This is a genomic window from Aeromonas sp. R1-2, from assembly GCF_040908505.1.
In the GTDB taxonomy this organism is placed as follows: Bacteria; Pseudomonadota; Gammaproteobacteria; order Enterobacterales; family Aeromonadaceae; genus Aeromonas; species Aeromonas veronii.
Map to the genome: position 1 here is coordinate 1 of NZ_JBFODU010000024.1, position 19382 is coordinate 19382.

Genomic DNA, 19382 nt, shown 5'->3' on the forward strand with positions numbered 1-19382 from the left:
GGCGTTGTTTCCCAAATCAACCATCAAGCAGCAACTGCCCCAGCCCCTGGTGACCGCTACACTCGGGGCTTTCTGACAGGTAGACCAAGGGTATTCAGCTTGTTTATGGCGCTAACATACGCCATGACTTCTCCCACTTGGCCGTTGTAGTTACGCAGACTGATTTTCCCCGCCAGCAATTGCTTGAGCCGATACATCGCCGTCTCTGCCAGCGAGCGACGGTGATACCCCGATATCTTCTTCCAGTGCGCCAGCCCTTTCTTGCGCATCACCAGCACGGCCTCATTTCTTGGATGCCCCTTTTTCCATAACCCCGCGCTCTTACGAGGCGGGATACAGGCTGTCGCCCCTTTGCGCGAGATAAGCTGATGGCTGGCTTTGCTGTCATAGGCACCATCCGCATAAACATGTCCCAGCTTACGCCGCAGAGGGTTGAGCAAGGTGGGCAACACCTCGGCATCATGGACATTTTCCAGTGAGACTTCCGCCGCCACGATATCGTGGGTCACCGGGTCTACCGCCAGATGCAACTTGCGCCACACTCGCCGCTTCTCCGAACCGTGTTTTCTGACCTTCCACTCGCCTTCCCCAAACACCTTCAGCCCGGTTGAGTCGATAACCAAGTCGGTAATACGTTCCTTTGGGGGCTGTCGATAAGCCACAGTCACCGAGCGTGCTCGCTTGCTGACGCAGCTATAGTCCGGTGCGCACAACGGTACATTCATCAACTCGAACAGGGAGTCTAGTAGTCCCTGAGTGGCCCGTAGAGTGAGGTTGAAAATCCCCTTGAGCATCAGGAAGGTACAGATGGTCTGGTCGGTGTAAAGCTGGCTGCGACCTCGGCGCCCATGATGGTCGTGGTGAAACCAGCTGTTCATGGCTTCGGCATCAACCCAGAAGGTGAGTGAACCACGGTTAATCAAAGACTTGTTGTATGTAGGCCAGTTGGTGATGGGGTGAAGCGACGTGCCCATGATGCAAACTTGAAGAGGATGGTGGTGATCAGATCTCCGAGTCCTCAGTAAGTTCCCTTCAAACTGCATCGATTTAGGCAACAACGCCGTTTGCAGATACACCTTGCCCACCCCTTGAGTGCACCGACGAAGAAGGTGTCGACTGCCACCAGTTCCCCGGTGTAGTGAACCTCAATCTGGCGTTCGCGAAACTCGGGGCTGAAGCGTTCTAACAGGCGAATCTGCTCGTCATTGAGCTCAATGGTCTGCTCACGGTGCGTTTTCTCGAGGCGCAACAAGCGGTCGTGTTTGGAGAGCAAGTCGTGCCGTTGCCACACGCCACACGCCACGCACCCCACACCCCACCCGCACAGACATTGATGCCTTGCAGAGCCAGTTCTTGCGCGACCCGCAGCGGGCCATGAGTTGATCTGGGGAGGGAATAATCGAGAATGGCCTGTTCAATCTCGGGTGCGACCCGATTGGGATGAGCTCCTTTACAGCCGGGCAATTTGTCGAGCAAGCCCTCGGCGCCATAGGTCTGGTAATTACGGCGAATTTCGTAGAACTGCTGACGGCTGTAGCCGATGAGCTTGCAGGCTTTGCTGACATTATTGAGTTCTTTGGCGAGCGCTAGCAGGCTGAGTTTGCGACGTGCTATTTTCTCGTTGGTGATCATGCAGAGGCTGATAGTATTTTGCAGGTGCAAAAAAGCCCCTTGGCGGAGCTTGGTGTCTGGCAAGGCCGGTGTCGGGGTTATCAATCGAACAGGATGCGGCCGCTGGTGCCGGCATCGCTGTCTTTCCAGCTGGCGCCGCTTTTGCGCAGGGTGTAAGTGATGGTCTCCTGCTTGAATTTCAGGTGGTCGCTGCCGCTGTGACTTGGTTTGACCTGATTGCCATCAATATAGGTCTCCCCTGTGGTATCGACGTGAATTTCGGCCACGGTGCGGCCATCGTCAGTGACCGCTTTATAGTTGCCAGCCCACGGGCTCTCGTCGCCATACTGCACGGCCCCTTCCTGAGCGTGCGCTTGGGCATGGGTCTTGTGGCCGTGATGGGTTTTGGCCACGGCGCAGCCGGAGATACCGACCGCCAGCAGGCAACCGAGGGTGACATTGAGCAGAGTCTGTTTGGATTTCATTTTCATTTACCTGTATCAAATAATTACAATGGATAAGGGGTGGAGCCCCCACGGTCGGTGTGGGCCCCGTTGAGCCATGGCTCGAAATCAGTCCTGATTGATCCCCGAAATATGGCCGTGGGAGTCGGTGAGGCAGTGCCAGAGCCGGTCATGGGGCCCCTTGATATCAATCATCATCCCCGCCTGGGAGTCGGCCACATAGTCGAGGGTCAGTTTGCTGCGGCTGACGCCCGCTTTTCTGGCGACGGCGTTCATGCAGGCGTTCTCGGCAACCTTGGTTTGTGCAGTGCTGCCGTTGTAGGCACTGCTACTGGCGCTCTCATCATCATCGCCGTCGACATCGTTCTCATCGTCATTGAGCTGGCAGGCGCCGCTGTCGCCATTTTTGACAAAATAGGTGATGCCCCAGTCGCCATTTTTCACCATGGAGAGGGTGGTGCGCCCCTTGCTCGCCTCGTAGAAATTTGAATTCACTTTTTTAAGCGGAACTTGCTGGTTATTGATATAAGCCGTGCCATCTTCGACGCGAAGATTAATATGTCCAGGACAGCTGGCGGATAAATCAGGCACCCCTGCATATGCGGTTCCGGTCATGACCAATACAGAGAGAGCAAGCAGCGTTTTTTTCATCAGATAACCTCAAATCAACAAGGATCAGCAAGTGTGATGTCGTCAAAATAACGGTTGCTATGCCTGAACGTTATTTATGTGCTCATTGCACACCTGTTATTGGTAGCCCGCAGTCAGTCGTTTCAGTGCGCCTCGTCCCGCCGGGATGACGCCAAATTTAGCAGTAGGGTGATGTAAGTAAAATAAAACAGGATTAATTGGGTTCATAAAATATGAAAAACTATAAACCATTTAAAACAATGGGTTATATGTGGTTTAAGTCACTTTGAAAAAGATGGGGGACCATCCGGGATGGTTCCTTATGGGTGTCGATAAAGTTGGCCATAGGGCTGCAATGCCGGGAGTAGAGTATTTCCTATGTTGCATGATGGCACAGGCTGGCGATATCAAGGGCCAATCAGCCATTGCGCGCCGTAAATACACAGACAAAAAACTCCAATATTCGGTGTGTGAGGGGGGAATTAGCCTACCAGCAGGCAGATATTTTTACCTGATATGACTGGGTGGTGAGGCATATGAAAAGGACAGAATAAATAAACCCTCCATCAATAGAGACATGATTATCTGGAGTGTTAATGTACTTTTCCTGAGGATTGCCCACTCTTGGCAGGCAAAACTAACGACTCAGAAACTCATGGCCAACCCGATGGAATAACCGCTGGTGTTGTGGCTGAACATATAGCGGGCAACCAGCCGGGTACGGGTGACTATGATGTCGTATTTGCTGCTGTCCAGCTCCAGACCGGCGCCGATAGAGTTGAGGGAGTCAAAGCCAAGCAACCCCCGCTGCTCCCCCAGATATGCGGTATGGGCCCCTTCCAGTACATAGCGTACCGGTCTGTCGAGCAGGGGCCAGTGGAACAGCGGGGCCCGGCGGCGCAGATAGAGACCGAGGTTCTCCGCCTCGGCGTGACCACGGACGCTGGTCGAGGTACCGCCAAAGCTTTGCAGGTGTTGGTAGGAGTAGCGCACTTCGATATCGATATCCTGCACCTTTGAAAAGAGCTCGTAGTCGAGCATCAGCGAGCCTCCCAGTCCGTACATATTGAGCTGCCCACCATCGAGAAAATCCAGCGAGTAGCCCTTGGTGCGCTCCAGCAGCCAGTTGCCGATCCGCAGATCGCTGGCCATGGTACCGAGCGAGACGTTGGCGATGGGGCGAAGTACCCAGTGGCCACCGCGCGGGTCTTCATGGAGGGCGATATCCCAGCCGATCCCGCCTGAAGCTGTCAGGCTGTTCCATTTGGTCGGGAGGGTGCGGCTCTCGGTGCCGTTGCTCACCACAAACTGGGGATCGTAGCGGCTAAAGCCGATCGCCCCTTCCAGATAGATGGGCACGGCTTCGCTCATGGTGGCGCCGCCACCGATCTGGGTCATGTTCAGGGCGGCAGATTGATTGGTGCCGCTGCCGATATCGAGGTTGCTGGCGGTGATGTCGGGCACCACGGTGAAAGTCATCAGCGAGAGCACCGCATTGGCGCGCTCCTGTGCCCACTCCTGATCCTGTGTTGCGGCTTTGACGGCGCCGCCGGATAGCGCCAGCAGCATTGGCAACAACATCTGCAATAAAGAGGAGCAAGAGCTGTGCATGAGTGTGGTTCCCGATAAGCGGCGTCTGGTTGCCCTGGTTTTACTGTAGCGAGCTTCCTGCCGGTTGGCACGGAGCTAAGAGGGGGGAACAAGCGCCGCTTGCGGTCAGTTGCCGCTTGGGGGCAAGCCTTTGCCACACCAACGGCACGCCTTTGCAGTTTGTCGCTAAAGCTTGGCCTCTTGCCGCCGATATCTCTTGTGAGATCGTGTGGAGGACAAGCAATTGAACGCTTGGATGTTGGGGTTGGTCAGCATATCCGTGAGTATGCAGTTACAGGCTGGAGTCACCGAATTTGGTGCCGGTCTGGATCAATCCGTCTGGCGTTTGACCTCCGATACCCAGATTGAGTGTCGCCTCGAGCATCCTATTCCCAACTGGGGAACGGGGGCCTTTGTCAGCCGCGCCGGGCGCAAGATCAACCTCGACTTCGAGCTCAAGGGCAAGCGGCCGCAGGCCCAGACCCAGACGGTGAGCCTTGGCATCATGCCGCCGGTATGGCGCCCGGGGATCGCCGGGCGAGAAGTGAGCCAGCTGCGCTTCTATCAGCAGTTCGATGGGCTGGTAGAGGGGCAAACCGCCTGGACCATGCTCGACGAGCTGGAGGGGGGGCGGATGCCGACCTTCCAGTATCGGGACTGGTATCGCCAGAACCGTGCGGTGCGAGTGTCCCTCTCGTCGGTCAACTTTCGGGTGAAATATCAGGCCTTTATAGACTGTCTGAGCGGACTGTTGCCCTACAGCTTCAACGACATCGCCTTTAGCGTGCTCACCTACGACAAGAACAGCGATCAGCTCTCCATCCCCTCCAAGCGGCGGCTGGCGATGATCAGCGAGTTTATCAAGGCGGATAAGAGCATCGACGTAGTGGTGATAGACGCCTACAGCGACAGCTATGGCGGCCGCTGGCCGAACCTGAAACTCTCCGAGAAGCGGGCCGATGCCATCAAGAAGGTGTTTGTCGATCTGGGGATCGATCCCGGCAAGATCTCGGTGGAGGGGCATGGTGAGAAGCAGCACGTTGCCTCCAACGAAACCGAACAGGGACGTGCCAAGAACCGGCGGGTGGTGATCAGCATGGGGCGCAATGGCGAGATCTAGCGCCGTCCTAGGTCAGAGAAGCATAAAAAAGAGCGCATCTGCGCTCTTTTTTGATCCTGCCATTAGGCAGCGGGATTAGGGCTGCTTAGAAGCTGTCACCGAGGCCAGTACCGGCATCTTTCTTGGCAATCAGTTCAATCTTGTAACCGTCCGGATCTTCGACGAAGGCGATGACGGTGGTACCGCCCTTGACCGGGCCCGGTTCGCGGGTGATCTTGGCACCGGCGGCGCGCAAGGCATCGCAGGTGGCATAGATGTCGTCCGCTTCCAGCGCGATGTGGCCATAGGCTGAGCCCAGTTCGTACTCGCTCACCCCCCAGTTGTAGGTCAGCTCGATCACCGCTTCATCCTTCTCGTCACCGTAACCGACGAAAGCCAGGGTGTACTTGTACTCGCTGTTCTCGCTCTTGCGCAGCAGCTTCATGCCAAGGACACGGGTGTAGAAGTCGATGGAGCGTTGCAGATCGCCGACACGCAGCATGGTATGCAGAATTCTCATTGCTCAGTTCTCCGGGTTGGTGATGTGTACTGCTTTCAATCTCGGTTGCGAGGCTATCAGTTCTCGGGATAGACCTTCTCTTTGTACTCGCACAGATCCTCGATGATACAGGAACCACAACGGGGCTTGCGAGCCAGACAGGTGTAACGCCCGTGCAGGATGAGCCAGTGGTGGACATCCAGCTTGAACTCGGCGGGTACCACTTTAAGCAGCTTCTCTTCCACCTGATCCACGTTCTTGCCTACCGCAAAGCCGGTGCGGTTCGATACCCGGAAAATATGGGTATCGACGGCGATGGTGGGCCAGCCAAAGGCGGTGTTGAGCACCACGTTGGCGGTCTTGCGGCCGACGCCCGGCAGGGCTTCCAGCGCTTCGCGATTCTCCGGCACCTCGCCGCCGTGGCGCTCCAGCAGGATGGCGCAGGTCTTGATGACGTTCTCGGCCTTGGTGTTGAAGAGACCAATGGTCTTGATGTACTCCTTGAGCCCGTCCACCCCGAGATCCAGCATCGCTTGCGGGGTGTTGGCCACCGGATAGAGCTTGTCGGTCGCCTTGTTGACGCTGACATCGGTCGCCTGCGCCGAGAGCAGCACTGCGATCAGGAGTTCAAACGGCGAGTTGAAATTGAGCTCTGTGGTGGGGTGCGGGTTGTTTTCCCGCAGCCGCTCCAATATCTCTCTGCGTTTCTGGTTGTTCATGCTAGGCGTCCGATCATAGCTCGGTCGCCCGGACGCGAGCCGGGGCAACGTTGCAGTGGGCCACGGTAGCGGCCTGTTTGCGATCACGCCAGTCGTTGATGGCGTTCTTGGCAGCGATCAACAGCCCCAGCCCGATAAAGCCGCCCGGCGGCAAAATCGCCAGCAGCAGGCTGGCATCGGCGTGGAACAGCTCGATGCGCAGGGATTTGGCCCACTCGCCCAGCAGCAGCTCGGCGCCATCAAACAGAGTGCCCATGCCGATGATCTCGCGCATGCCGCCCAGTACCAGCAGCACCAGGGTAAAGCCAAGGCCCATCATCAGGCCGTCGAGGGCCGCCAGCAGCGGCGGATTCTTGGAGGCATAGGCCTCGGCGCGGCCGATGATGACGCAGTTGGTGACGATGAGGGCGATAAAGATGCCGAGCGCCTGATAGAGGCCATAGGTGTAGGCGTTCATCAGCAGCTGCACGCTGGTTACCAGCGAGGCGATGATCATCACATAGACCGGGATGCGAATATCTTTCGGCACCCAGTTGCGCACCAGCGAGACGGCGAGGTTGGAGCAGACCAGCACCGCCATGGTGGCAAGGCCCAGCCCCAGCGCGTTGGTAAAGGTGGAGGAGACGGCGAGGGTCGGGCAAAGCCCCAGCACCTGCACCAGCGAGGGGTTGTTCTTCCACAGCCCCTGACTCATCAGCTCCTTGAGCTCGCCCTTGCGGCTTTCCAGCTCGGCAATCGGGGCAGCGCCCGTTTCAATCTGTTCCATCTGGTTCATGATGGCTCGACTCCGTTAGTTCGCCGCCGGACAAGCCGGGGCGTTGCTGAGCAGTTCGGGTTGCTCCTGCTGCAGTTTAAGCAGGTTTTTCACCGCCTTGACCACGGCTCGCGGGGTGATGGTGGCGCCGGTAAAGGCATCGAACTCGCCGCCATCCTTCTTCACCGCCCACTGGGGCTCGTTGTCATGGGTCAGGAATTTTCCGGCAAAGCTGTTGATCCAGTCCGATTTCTTCAGCTCGATCTTGTCACCCAGGCCCGGGGTCTCGTTGTGAGCGAGCACGCGCACGGCGGTGATGGTGCCCTTGGCATCAAAACCCGCCACGATGCGGATCGCCCCGCTGTAGCCATCCGGCGCGATCGCCTCCAATGCATAGCCGGTCACCACGCCATTCTTGCTGGCGGTATAGAGGGCCTGCGGCTGATCACTGCCCAGATACTTCCTGCTGGTCACCTGCTTGCAGCTGGCCACCAGATCGTTGTCATAGCTCCCCTCCGGCAGCAATACCGAGAGTGTCTGCTGTTTCTCCAGCTGTTGCTGGTGGGCGATTTTATCCTTGGTCAACTCGTTGGTCAGTACCACCAGCGCGGTACAGCCGAGCGCGAACATCGCCAGAATAAGGCCGTTCTTGCGCATGCTCTTTAACATGTCCGGGCTCCGTCAGCTGTGATGGGGGAAAAGGGCAGAAACATCATTGGCGACGGGCTCCATACACTTTCGGGCGAGTCAGGCTGTCAATAAAGGGTACGCAGAGGTTGGCCAGCAGCACGGCGAAGGCAAACGCATCCGGATAGCCGCCAAAGCGGCGGATGATGTAGACCAGCCCCCCAATCAGCACGCCATAGACCAGTCGGCCGCGCGGCGTGGTGCAGGCGCTGACCGGATCTGTGGCGATAAAGAAGGCTCCCAGCATAGTCGCGCCGCTGAATAGATGGAACATGGGCGTGGCGGTCGCATCCGGGCTCACCAGATAGCCGATGGTGGAGGCTGCCAGCAGGGCACCGAGAATCGCGGTGGGAATGCGCCAGTTGATCACCTTCTGTTGCAGCAGGAACAGGCCGCCCAGCAGATAGCCGAGGTTGACCCAGCTCCAGCCGATGCCGCCCCAACCCTCAAACAGCGGGCCGTTCAGGATCTCGCCGGTGGTGAGTCCCTGAGTCAGGCCGGTTTTCAGGGTATCGAGGGGGGTCGCCATGGTGAGACCGTCCACCCCCTGCTTGAGCTGGGCCATGCTGTAACCGTCGAGGCTAAAGCCGGTGAATATCACCGACGCCGCATCACCAAAGCCGAGGCTGTAGGCGCGCACGCTCTCCGGCGGCAGCCAGCTGGTCATCTGCACCGGGAAGGAGACCAGCAGCAGCACATAGGCGACCATGGCCGGGTTGAACAGGTTCTGGCCCAGTCCGCCGTAAAGGTGCTTGGCGACAATGATGGCAAAGGCCGTGCCCACCACCAGCATCCACCACGGCAGCAGCGGCGGCAGGGAGAGACCGATCAGCACGGCGGTGAGCGCCGCACTGCCATCCATCAGGGCAGGCTTGATGGCGCGGCCCCGCAGCTTGAGCACCAGCGCCTCGCACAGCAGCGCAGTGACCATCGCCAGCAGGATTTGGATAAAGGAGCCCCAGCCGAAGAACCAGGTCTGGGCCAGCAAGCCCGGCACGCAGGCCAGGATCACCAGCAGCATCAGGGTTCGGGTCTGTTTGCGGTTATGGGCAAACGGCGCAGTCGCAATATTGAACATGAGTCTGTCGATTACCTTGTGGTTGTTCGGTCGGCTGACGGTGCATCTTCAGCGGCGGTCTCTGCGGCTCTGGCTGCCTCAGCCGCCAGCTTCTTCGCCTTGGCGCGGGCCACCGCGGCTGCAATGGCCGCTTTTTTCGGATCAACCGGGGCATCAGCCGCAGGGGCGCTCGCTTCAGGCGCGACAGTGACGGCAAGTGGTTGCTCACTGCTGGCTGCATCGCTTTGCATCGGCTCGGCCGGTGCGCGCTCACCCTCAGTTCCGACACTCTCTACCTGAGTACCAGCACTTTCTACCTCAGCACTGGTACTTGCGCTCTGCTGGGCCAGCTTTTTGGCTTTGGCACGGGCGATGGCAGCGGCGATAGCGGCCTTCTTGGGATCGACCGCTTCACTTGCTGCCGTATCGCTGTGGCTGGTGGTTACTTCGCTCTTGGCTACCGCCACGTCGCGGGTCTGTGCGCTGGCAGTTGGCTCACTCTGCGCACCCTCAGCACCGGCACTTTCGCCCTGCTGGGCCAGCTTTTTGGCCTTGGCGCGGGCAATGGCAGCAGCGATAGCGGCTTTCTTGGGATCGACCGCTTCGCTGGCCGCAGATGGCACAGTGCTTTGGGTTGCAGCGGATTCGCTGGTGCCAGCATTTGCGGTCGGGTTGCCCTCAGCGCTGTCGCCCTGCTGCGCCAGCTTTTTGGCCTTGGCACGAGCGATGGCAGCAGCAATTGCAGCTTTCTTGGGATCTGCGGGTGCATCGCTTTGGGTGTCAGCGTCGGTTGTTGCGCTGTTGGCTGCGCTTACCGGCTCGCCACTGGCCTCGGCCTTTTTGGCTTTGGCACGGGCAATGGCGGCGGCAATTGCTGCCTTTTTCGGATCAACCTCTGCTTTTTGCTGATCAGCATCTACCGCAGGCGCAGCAACGGCTTCGGCAGCCACAGGCTCGGCGCTATCGCCAGCCTGAGCGGCTTTTTTGGCCTTGGCGCGCGCCAGTGCGGCGGCGATGGCTGCTTTTTTTGGATCGCTGGCGGGGTCAACCGCCTCGGCGGGTTGCGCCGCAGCGGCTGTTTCGCTGTTTGCGCTCTCTGCCAGCTTGGCGGCACGGCGCGCTTCCGCTTCCCGTTTGCGGGCTTCGCGGGCGGCAATCACCACGCTGTTGTCGGGCAAGCCCTCGGCGGTGGCGGCAATGGCAGTGATGGGGGCATCCTGCTTGGCCTTGATACGGGCCAGTGCGGCGGCTACCGGATCTTCCCCGCCTGCGGCCGTCATGGTCTGACGGCGCTGGGCGGCGGCTTCGGCGTGGCGCGCTTCGCGGGCTGCTTTCTCCCGCTCGAAACGGGCCTGCTTGGCCTCGAAACGCTGCTTGGCGCGTTCGGCTTTTTCGGCCTCGGCACGGGCTTCGCGAATGTCGTCTTTGGCGATCTTGTAGTACTGCACCAGCGGGATCTCGCTCGGGCAGACCCAGGCGCAGGCGCCGCACTCGATGCAGTCCATCAGGTTGAGCTTCTCGGCCTTGTCATACTCCTTGGCCCGGCTGTACCAGTAGAGCTCTTGCGGCAGCAGGGTGGCCGGGCAGGCATCGGCGCAGGCGCTGCAACGGATGCAGGGCTGCTCCGGGCCGGGGGCGGGCAGTTCGGCCTGCGTCGGCGCCAGCAGGCAGTTGGTGGCCTTGACCACAGGCACCATGGCGTGGGGCAGGGTAAAGCCCATCATGGGGCCACCCATGATCACCCGTTGCTCCGCTTCCGGTTGCAGTTCAAAACGCTGCAACAGCCAGCGTACCGGCGTACCCAGGCGCACCCAGGCGTTGCCGGGCTTCTTGAAGCTGTCGCCGGTGAGAGTGACGATCCGCTCGATCAGCGGCTCGCCGTCGATGATGGCGCGCTTGATGGCAAACACGGTGGCGACGTTGAGCACCATGATGCCGATATCGACCGCGCGGCCCCCCTTGGGCACCTGACGGCCGGTGAGCAGTTCGATAGTTTGCTTGGCACCGCCGGAGGGGTACTTGGTCGGCACCGTCTTGACCAGCACATCTTCGTCGGTGGCGTGACGGGTCAGCTGCTCGATTGCCTCGGGCTTGTTGTCTTCCACCCCGATCAGGGTCAGCTTGGGCTTGAGCAGGTGCTTGAGCACCCGGATGCCATCCATGATCTCGTCGGCGTACTGCTGCATCAACCGATCATCGGTGGTGATATAGGGTTCGCACTCCAGCCCGTTGACGATCAGGATCTCGGTGAGCTGGCCGCGGCCGTCGAGCTTGCTGTGGGTCGGGAACACGGCGCCGCCAAGGCCCGCTACCCCCGCCTGCTGGATGCGCTCGAGCAGCTCGCCCCGCTCCAGATTCCAGTAATCGGCTTTGCCATTGCGCTCGCCCCACTCATCCTCCCCATCCGGGGTGAGAATGACGCAGAGATCGCCGAGTCCGGAGGGGTGGGCAACCGTGTGGTTGCCAATCTCGGTGATGGTGCCGGAGGTGGAGGCATGGACAGGGACGACCCGCCCCTTGGCATAACGGGTCAGCGGCTGCCCTTTTTTGACCTTGTCGCCCACCTGCACCAGCAGATCGCCGGCGGGGCCTGCGTGCTGGCGCAGCGGAATAATGAGGCGCGGCGGTAGACCGGCGTCTACTACCGGGCTCTGGCTTGATTGCAGCTTGTTGTCGGCGGGGTGAATGCCACCGTGAAAGTCCCAGAGCGTGCCGGCTTTGATACGTTCGAGTAAGGAATGCATGGTTGCTCCGCTGTTTATTCCACTATCTTGACCGGAATCTTGCCCGGAACATGCACGTTATTGAGATCCCACTTCCAGTTATCGACCGTGGTGGGCACCGGGATCATCTCGATGCAATCGGTCGGGCAGGGATCGACACAGAGATCGCAACCGGTGCACTCGTTGGCAATCACGGTATGCATCGCCTTGGTGGCGCCGACGATGGCATCCACCGGGCAGGCCTGAATGCACTTGGTGCAGCCGATGCACTGATCTTCGTGGATAAAGGCGACCTTTTTGACTGGCACCGCAGCCTCGTCACTACCCCCCAGCGGCTGGGGCTCGACCCCCATCAGATCGGCAATCTTGCGCATGGTGGCCTCGCCACCGGGTACGCACTTGTTGATCTGATCGCCGTTGGCGAGCGCCTCGGCGTAGGGTTTGCAGCCGGGATAGCCGCACTGGCCACACTGGGTCTGGGGCAGCAGGGCATCGAGCTGATCGACGATGGGGTCTGCTTCCACATGAAACTTGACGGCGGCAAAGCCCAGGATAATCCCGAACGCCAGCGCCAGCAGGGTGAGCACCAGAATGGCAAAGAGAATATGGATCATGGTTATATCTTGATAAGGCCGGTAAAGCCCATAAAGGCCAGCGACATCAGACCGGCGGTGATCATGGCAATCGACACCCCGCGAAACGGGGCGGGCACATCGGCGGCGACCAGACGCTCGCGCATGGCGGCAAACAGGATCAACACCAGCGAGAAGCCGGTGGCGGCGCCAAAGCCGTAGATCACGCTCTGGATAAAGTCGTGTCGCTCATTGATGCTGAGCAGCGCCACCCCGAGCACCGCGCAGTTGGTGGTGATGAGGGGCAGGAAGATCCCCAGCAGGCGATAGAGGGTCGGGCTGCTTTTGCGTACCACCATCTCGGTAAACTGCACTACCACGGCGATCACCAGAATAAAGGCGAGGGTGCGCAGATAGGCGATATCCAGCGGCAGCAGGATATAGTGCTCCACCAGATAGGAGCTGGCACTGGCGAGGGTCATCACAAAGGTGGTCGCCAGCCCCATGCCGATGGCGGTTTCCAGCTTGCCGGACACCCCCATAAAGGGGCAGAGGCCGAGGAATTTCACCAGCACGAAGTTGTTAACCAGCACGGTGCCGATCAATAAAAGCAGGTACTCAGTCATCAATTACCGTCACTGAAAGTCGGGTTATCCGGGTTTGAAGGCGGCCGGTATTATCTGATGTTAGGGCAAGTTAAACAACCGCAAGGCCGCATGGTTATTATGCAACTGGATAATTTAGCCGGGGTTTTGGGCAAGAATCCGGTGGGTTTTGCGTCATCTTCCCACCGGGTGAGAAGCCTTACTAACCAACAGCCAGTTTGGCGGCCTCTTTCCACATAAATGGCGGCATCGGAGTAGTGAGACGCCATTTAATGTTCATCGGTTGGCTGCCAGTGTGGGATACGTACTCCACCTCACCAAAGTTCACAAAGCCAAGGGTGCGGCCAAATTCATCTTTGCTCTGCTCACGAACGAACAGAAACAAGCGCTTACCTTCTGCTCTGTGGTTTATGTAACTCAGCCCCTTACCCCGTTCTGGGCGAGCGCTGTTTTGGCTCTGCCAATGAAACAGCGACTCGTTGATGGCGTAGTCGTGATAACGGGTAGTGGGGGAGAAGTGCTGTTCCGTTTTGTTCAAGGTCACGAACAGCAACTCGATATTTTGCTCTGCGATGACATAGACCCCTTCGCGAGCCGTGGGTTGCTGCGCGAAGGTGGTCGCACCAAAGCCAACCAGCACCTGCTCTCTGGCATAGCGAGCATGCAGTTGCAGCGGATTACCGGGAAGGTTTGGCATGGCGCTTTGTTCGTGTTGCACCCGGTTGAGCAGCATGGGCAACAGATCTGCCAGCTCGGCCCTTAACTCTGGTTGATTGAGTTGTTTCAGGCTGTGCGCCAAGGAGCTAAAGCCTGCATTGGGGCCGCTCTGTTGCCAGAAGTCGTAATGGCACATCAAGGCCATACGTTCATCGTGTTCGGCCGTTAAGGTAAAGGCGTCTGCCACCAAGGTTTGTAAGAATTTCAAGTAATGGAGCGCATCGCAGCCCAATAGCCGGGTTTTGATGGCCCGGGTGTAGAGGGTCGACAGCTTCTCATCGCTCATTTCAGAAATGGTATGGTTGCTAGCCTGTTTGACCAAGGCGCTCCAGTTACCGCGCTTGTAGATCTCCTCAAGGCTGATGTGAGGGTAGAACTTCAAAAAGTTCGCCAGCGTCAGTGGTAAATCACAGTCCTGTGAGAAACGGCGGATCAGGCCCATGAGGCGCGAGGTATTGAGGGTCGCCCTCTTGATATTGCTCAGAATGAACTCTTGGGTCTGTTTTGAGAGCTCGATGCGGCAACCCAATGGGGCGTGAGGGAAGCCCTGTTTGATCTCGTGGCTGATCGCCTTATTGGTTTTACCCACCAGAGCCCGGAATTTCTGGGCAAAGTCATACTCAGCACGGGCATTGCCAACAAAGTCCAACACGGTGCAGCACTCTTTATCGCTCGCCAGCCGCAGGCCCCGCCCTAATTGCTGTAAATAGATGGTGAGGCTTTCCGTTGGTCGTAAAAACAGCAAGGTATCGACTTCTGGGATATCAACCCCTTCGTTGAAGATATCCACCACGCAGAGAATATTGATAACGCCGGTACGCAAATCTTGTTGTTTGCTATACCGCTCGTCTCGGTTATCGCTGGTGAGAATATCAGCCTTGATGCCCTTCAATAAAAAGGACTTGCGCATAAAATCGGCATGTTCACGGCTCACACAAAATGCCAGTGCTTTGATCTTGGTAATATCCGTGACGATCTCATTGAGGCTCTGGACGATTTTCTGTACCCGCTGCTGATTGTGGGTATAGATATTGGTGAGCTCAGTGATGTCATAACGGCCATTTTTCCAAGCCACTTGGCGCAAGTCAGTATCATCATCGATACCAAAATATTGGAACGGACAGAGATGGCGACGATTGATAGCCTCGGGCAAGCGTATCTCTGCTGCGATGACACCACAAAAGTCGGCAAGAATATCACTGCCATCATGGCGCTCTGGCGTTGCGGTTAATCCCAACAGAATGTGAGGTTCAAAGGCGGCGAGCAGACCGCGATAACTGGCCGCCGCAATATGGTGAACCTCATCGATGACGATGTAATCGAAATAGTCTGGGCTAAGACGTAAATTAGCCAGCTGGTTATTCAAGGATTGCACCGAGGCAAATAGCTGACGGTAGTGGGTTGGCACGGCGCCGCCGACTAAGAGTTCGCCAAAATTGGATTGCTTGAGCACTCCGCGGTATGAGGCCAATGCTTGGCGCAAGACCTCCTCTTTGTGGGCGACAAACAGAAACTTGGCGTCGGGTTTGGTTTTCAGAAAACGCGCAAAATCAAAAGCGGAGATCAGGGTTTTCCCTGTACCGGTGGCCGCAACCACCAAGTTACGGAAGCGCTGGTGTAAAGCGCGCTCCATCGCCAATTGTTCAAGGATCTCCAGTTGATGGGGAAACGGCGTGATATCAAAGAAATAGGCAGGGCTATTTTTGTCCCCATCCCCACGGGCCTCTTGCAGTGCATGCTGCAATTTTGTACAGCTTTCGAGCTTGCCATCAAACAGCTCAAAATCATCGGATTCCCAATAGGTTTCAAAGGTACTTAGAGATTTCTCGATAATATGAGGGATCTCTTGCGAGGTGATTTTTAGGTTCCACTCCAAGCCGCTAGTGAGGGCAGAGTGAGAGAGATTGGAGGAACCTATATAGCCGGTATGAAAGCCGGTATTTCGGCAAAAGAGATAGCTCTTGGCATGCAACCGCTCGCGCTGGGTGTTATAGCTGAGTTTGACTTCGGTATTTGGGAGGTTGGCTAAAAATTCAACTGCCTTGGCGTCGGTCGCCCCCATATAAGAGGTAGTAATTACTTTTAATTGGCGGCCGCTGCGAGTGAACTCTTCCAGCTCATGACGGAAAATCCGGATACCTGCCCATTTGATAAATGAGACCAACCAGCAGATGCTATCTGCCGATAAAATTTCCCGTTTAATCTCCGACTCCATCGACAAACCCGCATTGCTGCCACAAAACAGTTCGCTCTGAGTGAGACCTGTCAGAGGGAAAATATCCTCGGCATATTGCTTTAAATTGGCGGAGATGGGGTTATCCAACTGGTAGAGTGCTGTCAGAATTTTTCCCTGACTATCGATGAGGTTCTCGCTAATAAAGTCTGGGTCTTGGGTGCGATCCTTTAGCCAAAGCAATAACTGGTTAGCCAGCTCAATCTGCCGTTGCAGCTGATCCTCTCCAGTTACCGAGCCCACCGCATATTCCAAAACCCGGCTCAGAAATCTGGATAACCAAACTGCCGCTTCGGTAGGTTCAAGCTGGCGTTCCCCTACGTAAAAGTGCTCGCGGTCGAGTCGAGATGTCAGCAGTTGAGTAATGAGCTGTTCATAAATACCGCATTGTTGCATCACGCACGAGCCTCGAACATTGTCTATAGAAGAAAGAGATAATATCATTTTTTTCATCTAAATCAGCATGTTATTATCGGTGGCATGTTTGGTTATGGAGCCCGTATTATTAATTTTTTCACGTGGCTCACAGATTCAAGATGTGGCAGCATTTTTTTCTTACCCCATGCTGGGCTTTATTACTGCCACTATCTGCAGTGACTGAGGAGTACAGATGTTCAAGAAACCGGTAGCGGTTGAACTGGAGGCCATCAATCAGGAAGGTGAGATACAGGTGGTGCGTGACAGCGGTCTGACCGTTCAAGGCTACAGCGTTTACTTGCGAGTCGAAGAGAGCAACGGCTGTGCCTTGGCAACCTGTGTGGCAGACTACGACACCATCGGCCCTGCCTACGAACTGGCGGAGCGGTTGAGTCAGGCGCTGGCCATCCCGCTCATTGTGATGACTCCAGAAGCATTAATGCCAGTGAAGAGTTAGCCAAACGCGACAACAGCAGCCATTGCAACGCCCAACTGAACACCCCTTAAAAATTACATCATCATTTGCGCTCGCTTTGCGCGCCACGGCACACATGGGTTTCCCCTTGCCGGGTATGATGGGGTAGCCCGCCGTGGCGACGACAGTCGGATGCTTGCGGGCATATGTCGGTCACATCAGCCAGATCACCACCAGGAGGTAACCATGATCAGCCATATCGACCATCTGGTATTGACGGTCAGTGATATCGAACGGGCCGTGGCGTTTTACAGTTCGGTGCTCAATATGGAGGCCATTACCTTCGGTGCGGGGCGCCGGGCGGTGGGGTTTGGCAACCAGAAGATCAATCTGCAACTGCTTGGGCAGGAGCCGCGCAATCGGGCGCAGGTGGGGTCGGGGGATGTCTGCCTTATCACCCGCTGGCCGCTGGAGCAGGTGATGGCCCAGCTTGCCTGCCACGGGGTGGAGATTGTCGAGGGGCCTGTTACCAAAAGCGGTGCCTGCGGGCCGATAGAATCCATCTACTTCCTCGACCCGGATCAGAATCTGATAGAAGTGAGCATCTATCCCTGAGCCCACTAAACCATCACCCCCATCGCCATCATCAATAGAAAGGGGCCGTCAATTGACGGCCCCTTTCTCGTATCGCTATCGACCCAGCGCCAGTGGCTCGTTGCTGATTCTCCAGAAACGCCCTAGAAAGGCGTGTTGCTCTCATCGTTCTCCTGTAAAAACTGCTCCACTTCTGCCTGATAGGCCGCATCAGGTTGACCGCTGCTGGCAGGGGGTACGGCTGCAGACCGAGCCACGGGAGGGGCGGTGAGGGTCTCCATCACCCGCTGCTGCAGATAGGGGTAGAAGGGGTTGGAGGAGGTGCGGGTGAGGGCGCCGGGGTTGACGATCAGCACACCGCGCTCGCCACGCAGGGCTAGGCCGCCGAGATTGATGCCATATTGCTCCCGCTGCTCCGGGCGCGCTGCCATGCCATAGAGGGGGTCGTCCATAGGGAAGGGGAGCGCCACATGGGAGAGGGAGTAGATCTCCTTGGGATAGTCGATGCCCAGCGGGTGAACTTGCTCAGGCTGGTCGGCGCTGGCCAGCGTTCTGGCCTGCGTCGCGGGGGAGGCGGGGTCCACATTGCCCACCACGGTGAGGCGATAGTGCCCGGGGGCGTTTGGCAGCAAGCGGTGCAGCGCCAGCTCTGAGGCCGAGCTCATCAGCGGGCCAAACAGGGTGCTGCGGTTGATATCAAACAGCACCAGTTCGCTGCCGTTGGCCGGCAGGTAGTGGTAGAGATCGGCAATGATGGAGCGGGTGCTGACGGTGTAGTCCATCACCGACTGGAAGGTGAGGGCGGGGGGAAACGCCGCCAGCTCGCCACTGGCGGCCAGTTGGCGCACCTGCTGCTGGATGGCGTGGGTCAGGCGATAGGACTGGCGCGCGCCGTTGACCGGAAACGAGTTGTATTTGAACGGGTTGAACTCCGGCATGGTGTCGAGCCAGGCTGCGTTGGCAAAGGCGGGCAGCAGGGCAGGCACGGCCTTGAGCCCGGCGAAGCGGGCAAAGCGGGTCACCCCGATCATCGGGGAGATCAGCACCAGCCGATCCGGTTTTGCCAGTGCGCCGCTCGGGTCGGCCAGTGCATCGAGCGTATATTTCACCGCCAGCGCGCCGCCGTTGGAAAAGCCCACCAGATGGAGCGGCCGCTTGCCCGGTGCCAGCAATCTGGCCTCCCGCACCGCCAATCGGGTGGCGGCCAGCCAGGTCTCCCAATCCACATCCACGAGGCCAGCGGGCACGGTGCCGTGGCCGGGGATCCGCAGCCCCAGCGCGATAAAGCCCTGCTGCTGATAGCGTCTGGCCAGATGGCGCAGGCTGTAGGGGGAGTCGGTCAGGCCGTGCAACAGCACCGCAACCCCTTTGACGTCCCCCTCGGGGCGCAGCAGGTAGGAGCGGTTCCAGTTCTGCTGAAAGCGGGCGGGATTGATGGGGGCGTCCTGATAGTAGCGATTGCTGGCCAGTTGCTGCTCGGGCGGTGTCTTGGCGACTACCTCGGTGGCCACCAGTTCGAACAGCTCTGCTTCGCGGGCCAGATAGGCTTGCCAGTCGCTGCTGTCGAGCTCATCGGCGCTGAGTTCGGGGGGCACCACTGTGTGCCACAGCTGCAGCGGCGCTGCCTGCCAGGCGAAGTAGGCGATCACCGCCCATGCGGTCAGCAACAGCAGCAACAGGGTCAGCAGAGCACGGCGAACAAGGCGGCGAGTGTGAGCCAGCATGGTGCAATCCTTGGCGATAGAGGGGGGGCCGCCTCTGGGCGGGCGAGTTTGGCGCAGCACATTGGGCGCGGCCAACCGGCTTAAAGCCTAATGGAAACAAGGTGATATGTATAGTTGATGGCGTTCGGCCGCGCTGGCTGTGGGCGCCGGATCCCGCCGTTGGCATCAGGCTGGTTGTTCAAAGGCGGCATCGCGGGCCATCCGGCGGCGTGAACTTGTCCGCAGATGCCCGCTTGGGCGCGCGACCTTGCAACTATCTGCCCCTGAAAGAG

General features: G+C 58.1%; 17 protein-coding genes and 1 pseudogene. 3 read left to right on the top strand and 15 right to left on the bottom strand.

Going from position 1 to position 19382, the window contains the following annotated elements:
* Nucleotides 1–56: 56 nt before the first annotated feature.
* The 5 genes and pseudogenes from AB5Y76_RS09125 to AB5Y76_RS09145 form a co-directional block, all read right to left on the bottom strand.
* Nucleotides 57–974 (bottom strand): IS5 family transposase, encoded by a 918-nt coding sequence (locus AB5Y76_RS09125; RefSeq protein ID WP_100645812.1) that lies wholly within the window; start codon nt 972–974, stop codon nt 57–59.
* An 87-nt stretch (nt 975–1061) separates the two neighbouring features.
* Nucleotides 1062–1632 (bottom strand): annotated as a pseudogene (locus tag AB5Y76_RS09130) (helix-turn-helix domain-containing protein); the annotation flags it as partial.
* Nucleotides 1633–1712: 80 nt separating this feature from the next.
* Nucleotides 1713–2096 (bottom strand): hypothetical protein, encoded by a 384-nt coding sequence (locus AB5Y76_RS09135; protein WP_368177713.1) that lies wholly within the window; start codon nt 2094–2096, stop codon nt 1713–1715.
* Nucleotides 2097–2183: 87 nt separating this feature from the next.
* On the bottom strand, nt 2184–2726 hold the full coding sequence (locus AB5Y76_RS09140; protein WP_236325090.1) for a hypothetical protein: 543 nt from the start codon (nt 2724–2726) through the stop codon (nt 2184–2186).
* A 624-nt stretch (nt 2727–3350) separates the two neighbouring features.
* The gene (locus AB5Y76_RS09145; RefSeq protein WP_368177714.1) at nt 3351–4316 is read right to left on the bottom strand and encodes an autotransporter domain-containing protein; all 966 of its coding nucleotides are present in this window, start codon (nt 4314–4316) and stop codon (nt 3351–3353) included.
* Nucleotides 4317–4539: 223 nt separating this feature from the next.
* Here AB5Y76_RS09145 and AB5Y76_RS09150 point away from each other — a divergent pair, with 223 nt between their 5' ends.
* Entirely contained in the window at nt 4540–5415 is an 876-nt protein-coding gene (locus tag AB5Y76_RS09150) for an OmpA family protein (RefSeq protein ID WP_005359611.1), read from the top strand.
* Between the two features lie 85 nt (nt 5416–5500).
* Here AB5Y76_RS09150 and gloA read toward each other — a convergent pair whose 3' ends face one another.
* The 9 genes from gloA to AB5Y76_RS09195 all read right to left on the bottom strand — a co-directional run bounded on the left by gloA (nt 5501) and on the right by AB5Y76_RS09195 (nt 16356).
* Entirely contained in the window at nt 5501–5914 is a 414-nt protein-coding gene (gene gloA, locus AB5Y76_RS09155; RefSeq protein ID WP_005347113.1) for a lactoylglutathione lyase, read from the bottom strand.
* 56 nt (nt 5915–5970) lie between these two features.
* The gene (gene nth, locus AB5Y76_RS09160; RefSeq protein WP_108612160.1) at nt 5971–6612 is read right to left on the bottom strand and encodes an endonuclease III; all 642 of its coding nucleotides are present in this window, start codon (nt 6610–6612) and stop codon (nt 5971–5973) included.
* A 13-nt stretch (nt 6613–6625) separates the two neighbouring features.
* The gene (locus AB5Y76_RS09165) at nt 6626–7378 is read right to left on the bottom strand and encodes an electron transport complex subunit E (RefSeq protein WP_041202329.1); all 753 of its coding nucleotides are present in this window, start codon (nt 7376–7378) and stop codon (nt 6626–6628) included.
* A gap of 24 nt (nt 7379–7402) precedes the next feature.
* Nucleotides 7403–8035, bottom strand: a complete 633-nt coding sequence (rsxG, locus tag AB5Y76_RS09170) for an electron transport complex subunit RsxG (RefSeq protein WP_005359614.1) — start codon at nt 8033–8035, stop codon at nt 7403–7405.
* A 43-nt stretch (nt 8036–8078) separates the two neighbouring features.
* The gene (gene rsxD, locus AB5Y76_RS09175) at nt 8079–9131 is read right to left on the bottom strand and encodes an electron transport complex subunit RsxD (RefSeq protein WP_368177715.1); all 1053 of its coding nucleotides are present in this window, start codon (nt 9129–9131) and stop codon (nt 8079–8081) included.
* Between the two features lie 11 nt (nt 9132–9142).
* The gene (gene rsxC / locus AB5Y76_RS09180) at nt 9143–11854 is read right to left on the bottom strand and encodes an electron transport complex subunit RsxC (RefSeq protein ID WP_368177716.1); all 2712 of its coding nucleotides are present in this window, start codon (nt 11852–11854) and stop codon (nt 9143–9145) included.
* 14 nt (nt 11855–11868) lie between these two features.
* The gene (rsxB, locus tag AB5Y76_RS09185; protein WP_005350799.1) at nt 11869–12447 is read right to left on the bottom strand and encodes an electron transport complex subunit RsxB; all 579 of its coding nucleotides are present in this window, start codon (nt 12445–12447) and stop codon (nt 11869–11871) included.
* 2 nt (nt 12448–12449) lie between these two features.
* Nucleotides 12450–13031: an electron transport complex subunit RsxA gene (rsxA, locus tag AB5Y76_RS09190; RefSeq protein WP_005337600.1), complete on the bottom strand. Its 582-nt coding sequence runs from the start codon at nt 13029–13031 to the stop codon at nt 12450–12452.
* A 181-nt stretch (nt 13032–13212) separates the two neighbouring features.
* Complete coding sequence (locus tag AB5Y76_RS09195) at nt 13213–16356, bottom strand: DUF3427 domain-containing protein (protein ID WP_263717593.1); 3144 nt, start codon at nt 16354–16356, stop codon at nt 13213–13215.
* Nucleotides 16357–16570: 214 nt separating this feature from the next.
* Between AB5Y76_RS09195 and AB5Y76_RS09200 the strand changes: the two genes are divergently transcribed.
* Nucleotides 16571–16834: a hypothetical protein gene (locus AB5Y76_RS09200; RefSeq protein WP_042056561.1), complete on the top strand. Its 264-nt coding sequence runs from the start codon at nt 16571–16573 to the stop codon at nt 16832–16834.
* Between the two features lie 204 nt (nt 16835–17038).
* Nucleotides 17039–17407, top strand: a complete 369-nt coding sequence (locus AB5Y76_RS09205) for a VOC family protein (protein ID WP_005337594.1) — start codon at nt 17039–17041, stop codon at nt 17405–17407.
* Between the two features lie 122 nt (nt 17408–17529).
* Here AB5Y76_RS09205 and AB5Y76_RS09210 read toward each other — a convergent pair whose 3' ends face one another.
* Nucleotides 17530–19110 (bottom strand): carboxylesterase, encoded by a 1581-nt coding sequence (locus tag AB5Y76_RS09210; protein ID WP_263717538.1) that lies wholly within the window; start codon nt 19108–19110, stop codon nt 17530–17532.
* Nucleotides 19111–19382 lie beyond the last annotated feature (272 nt).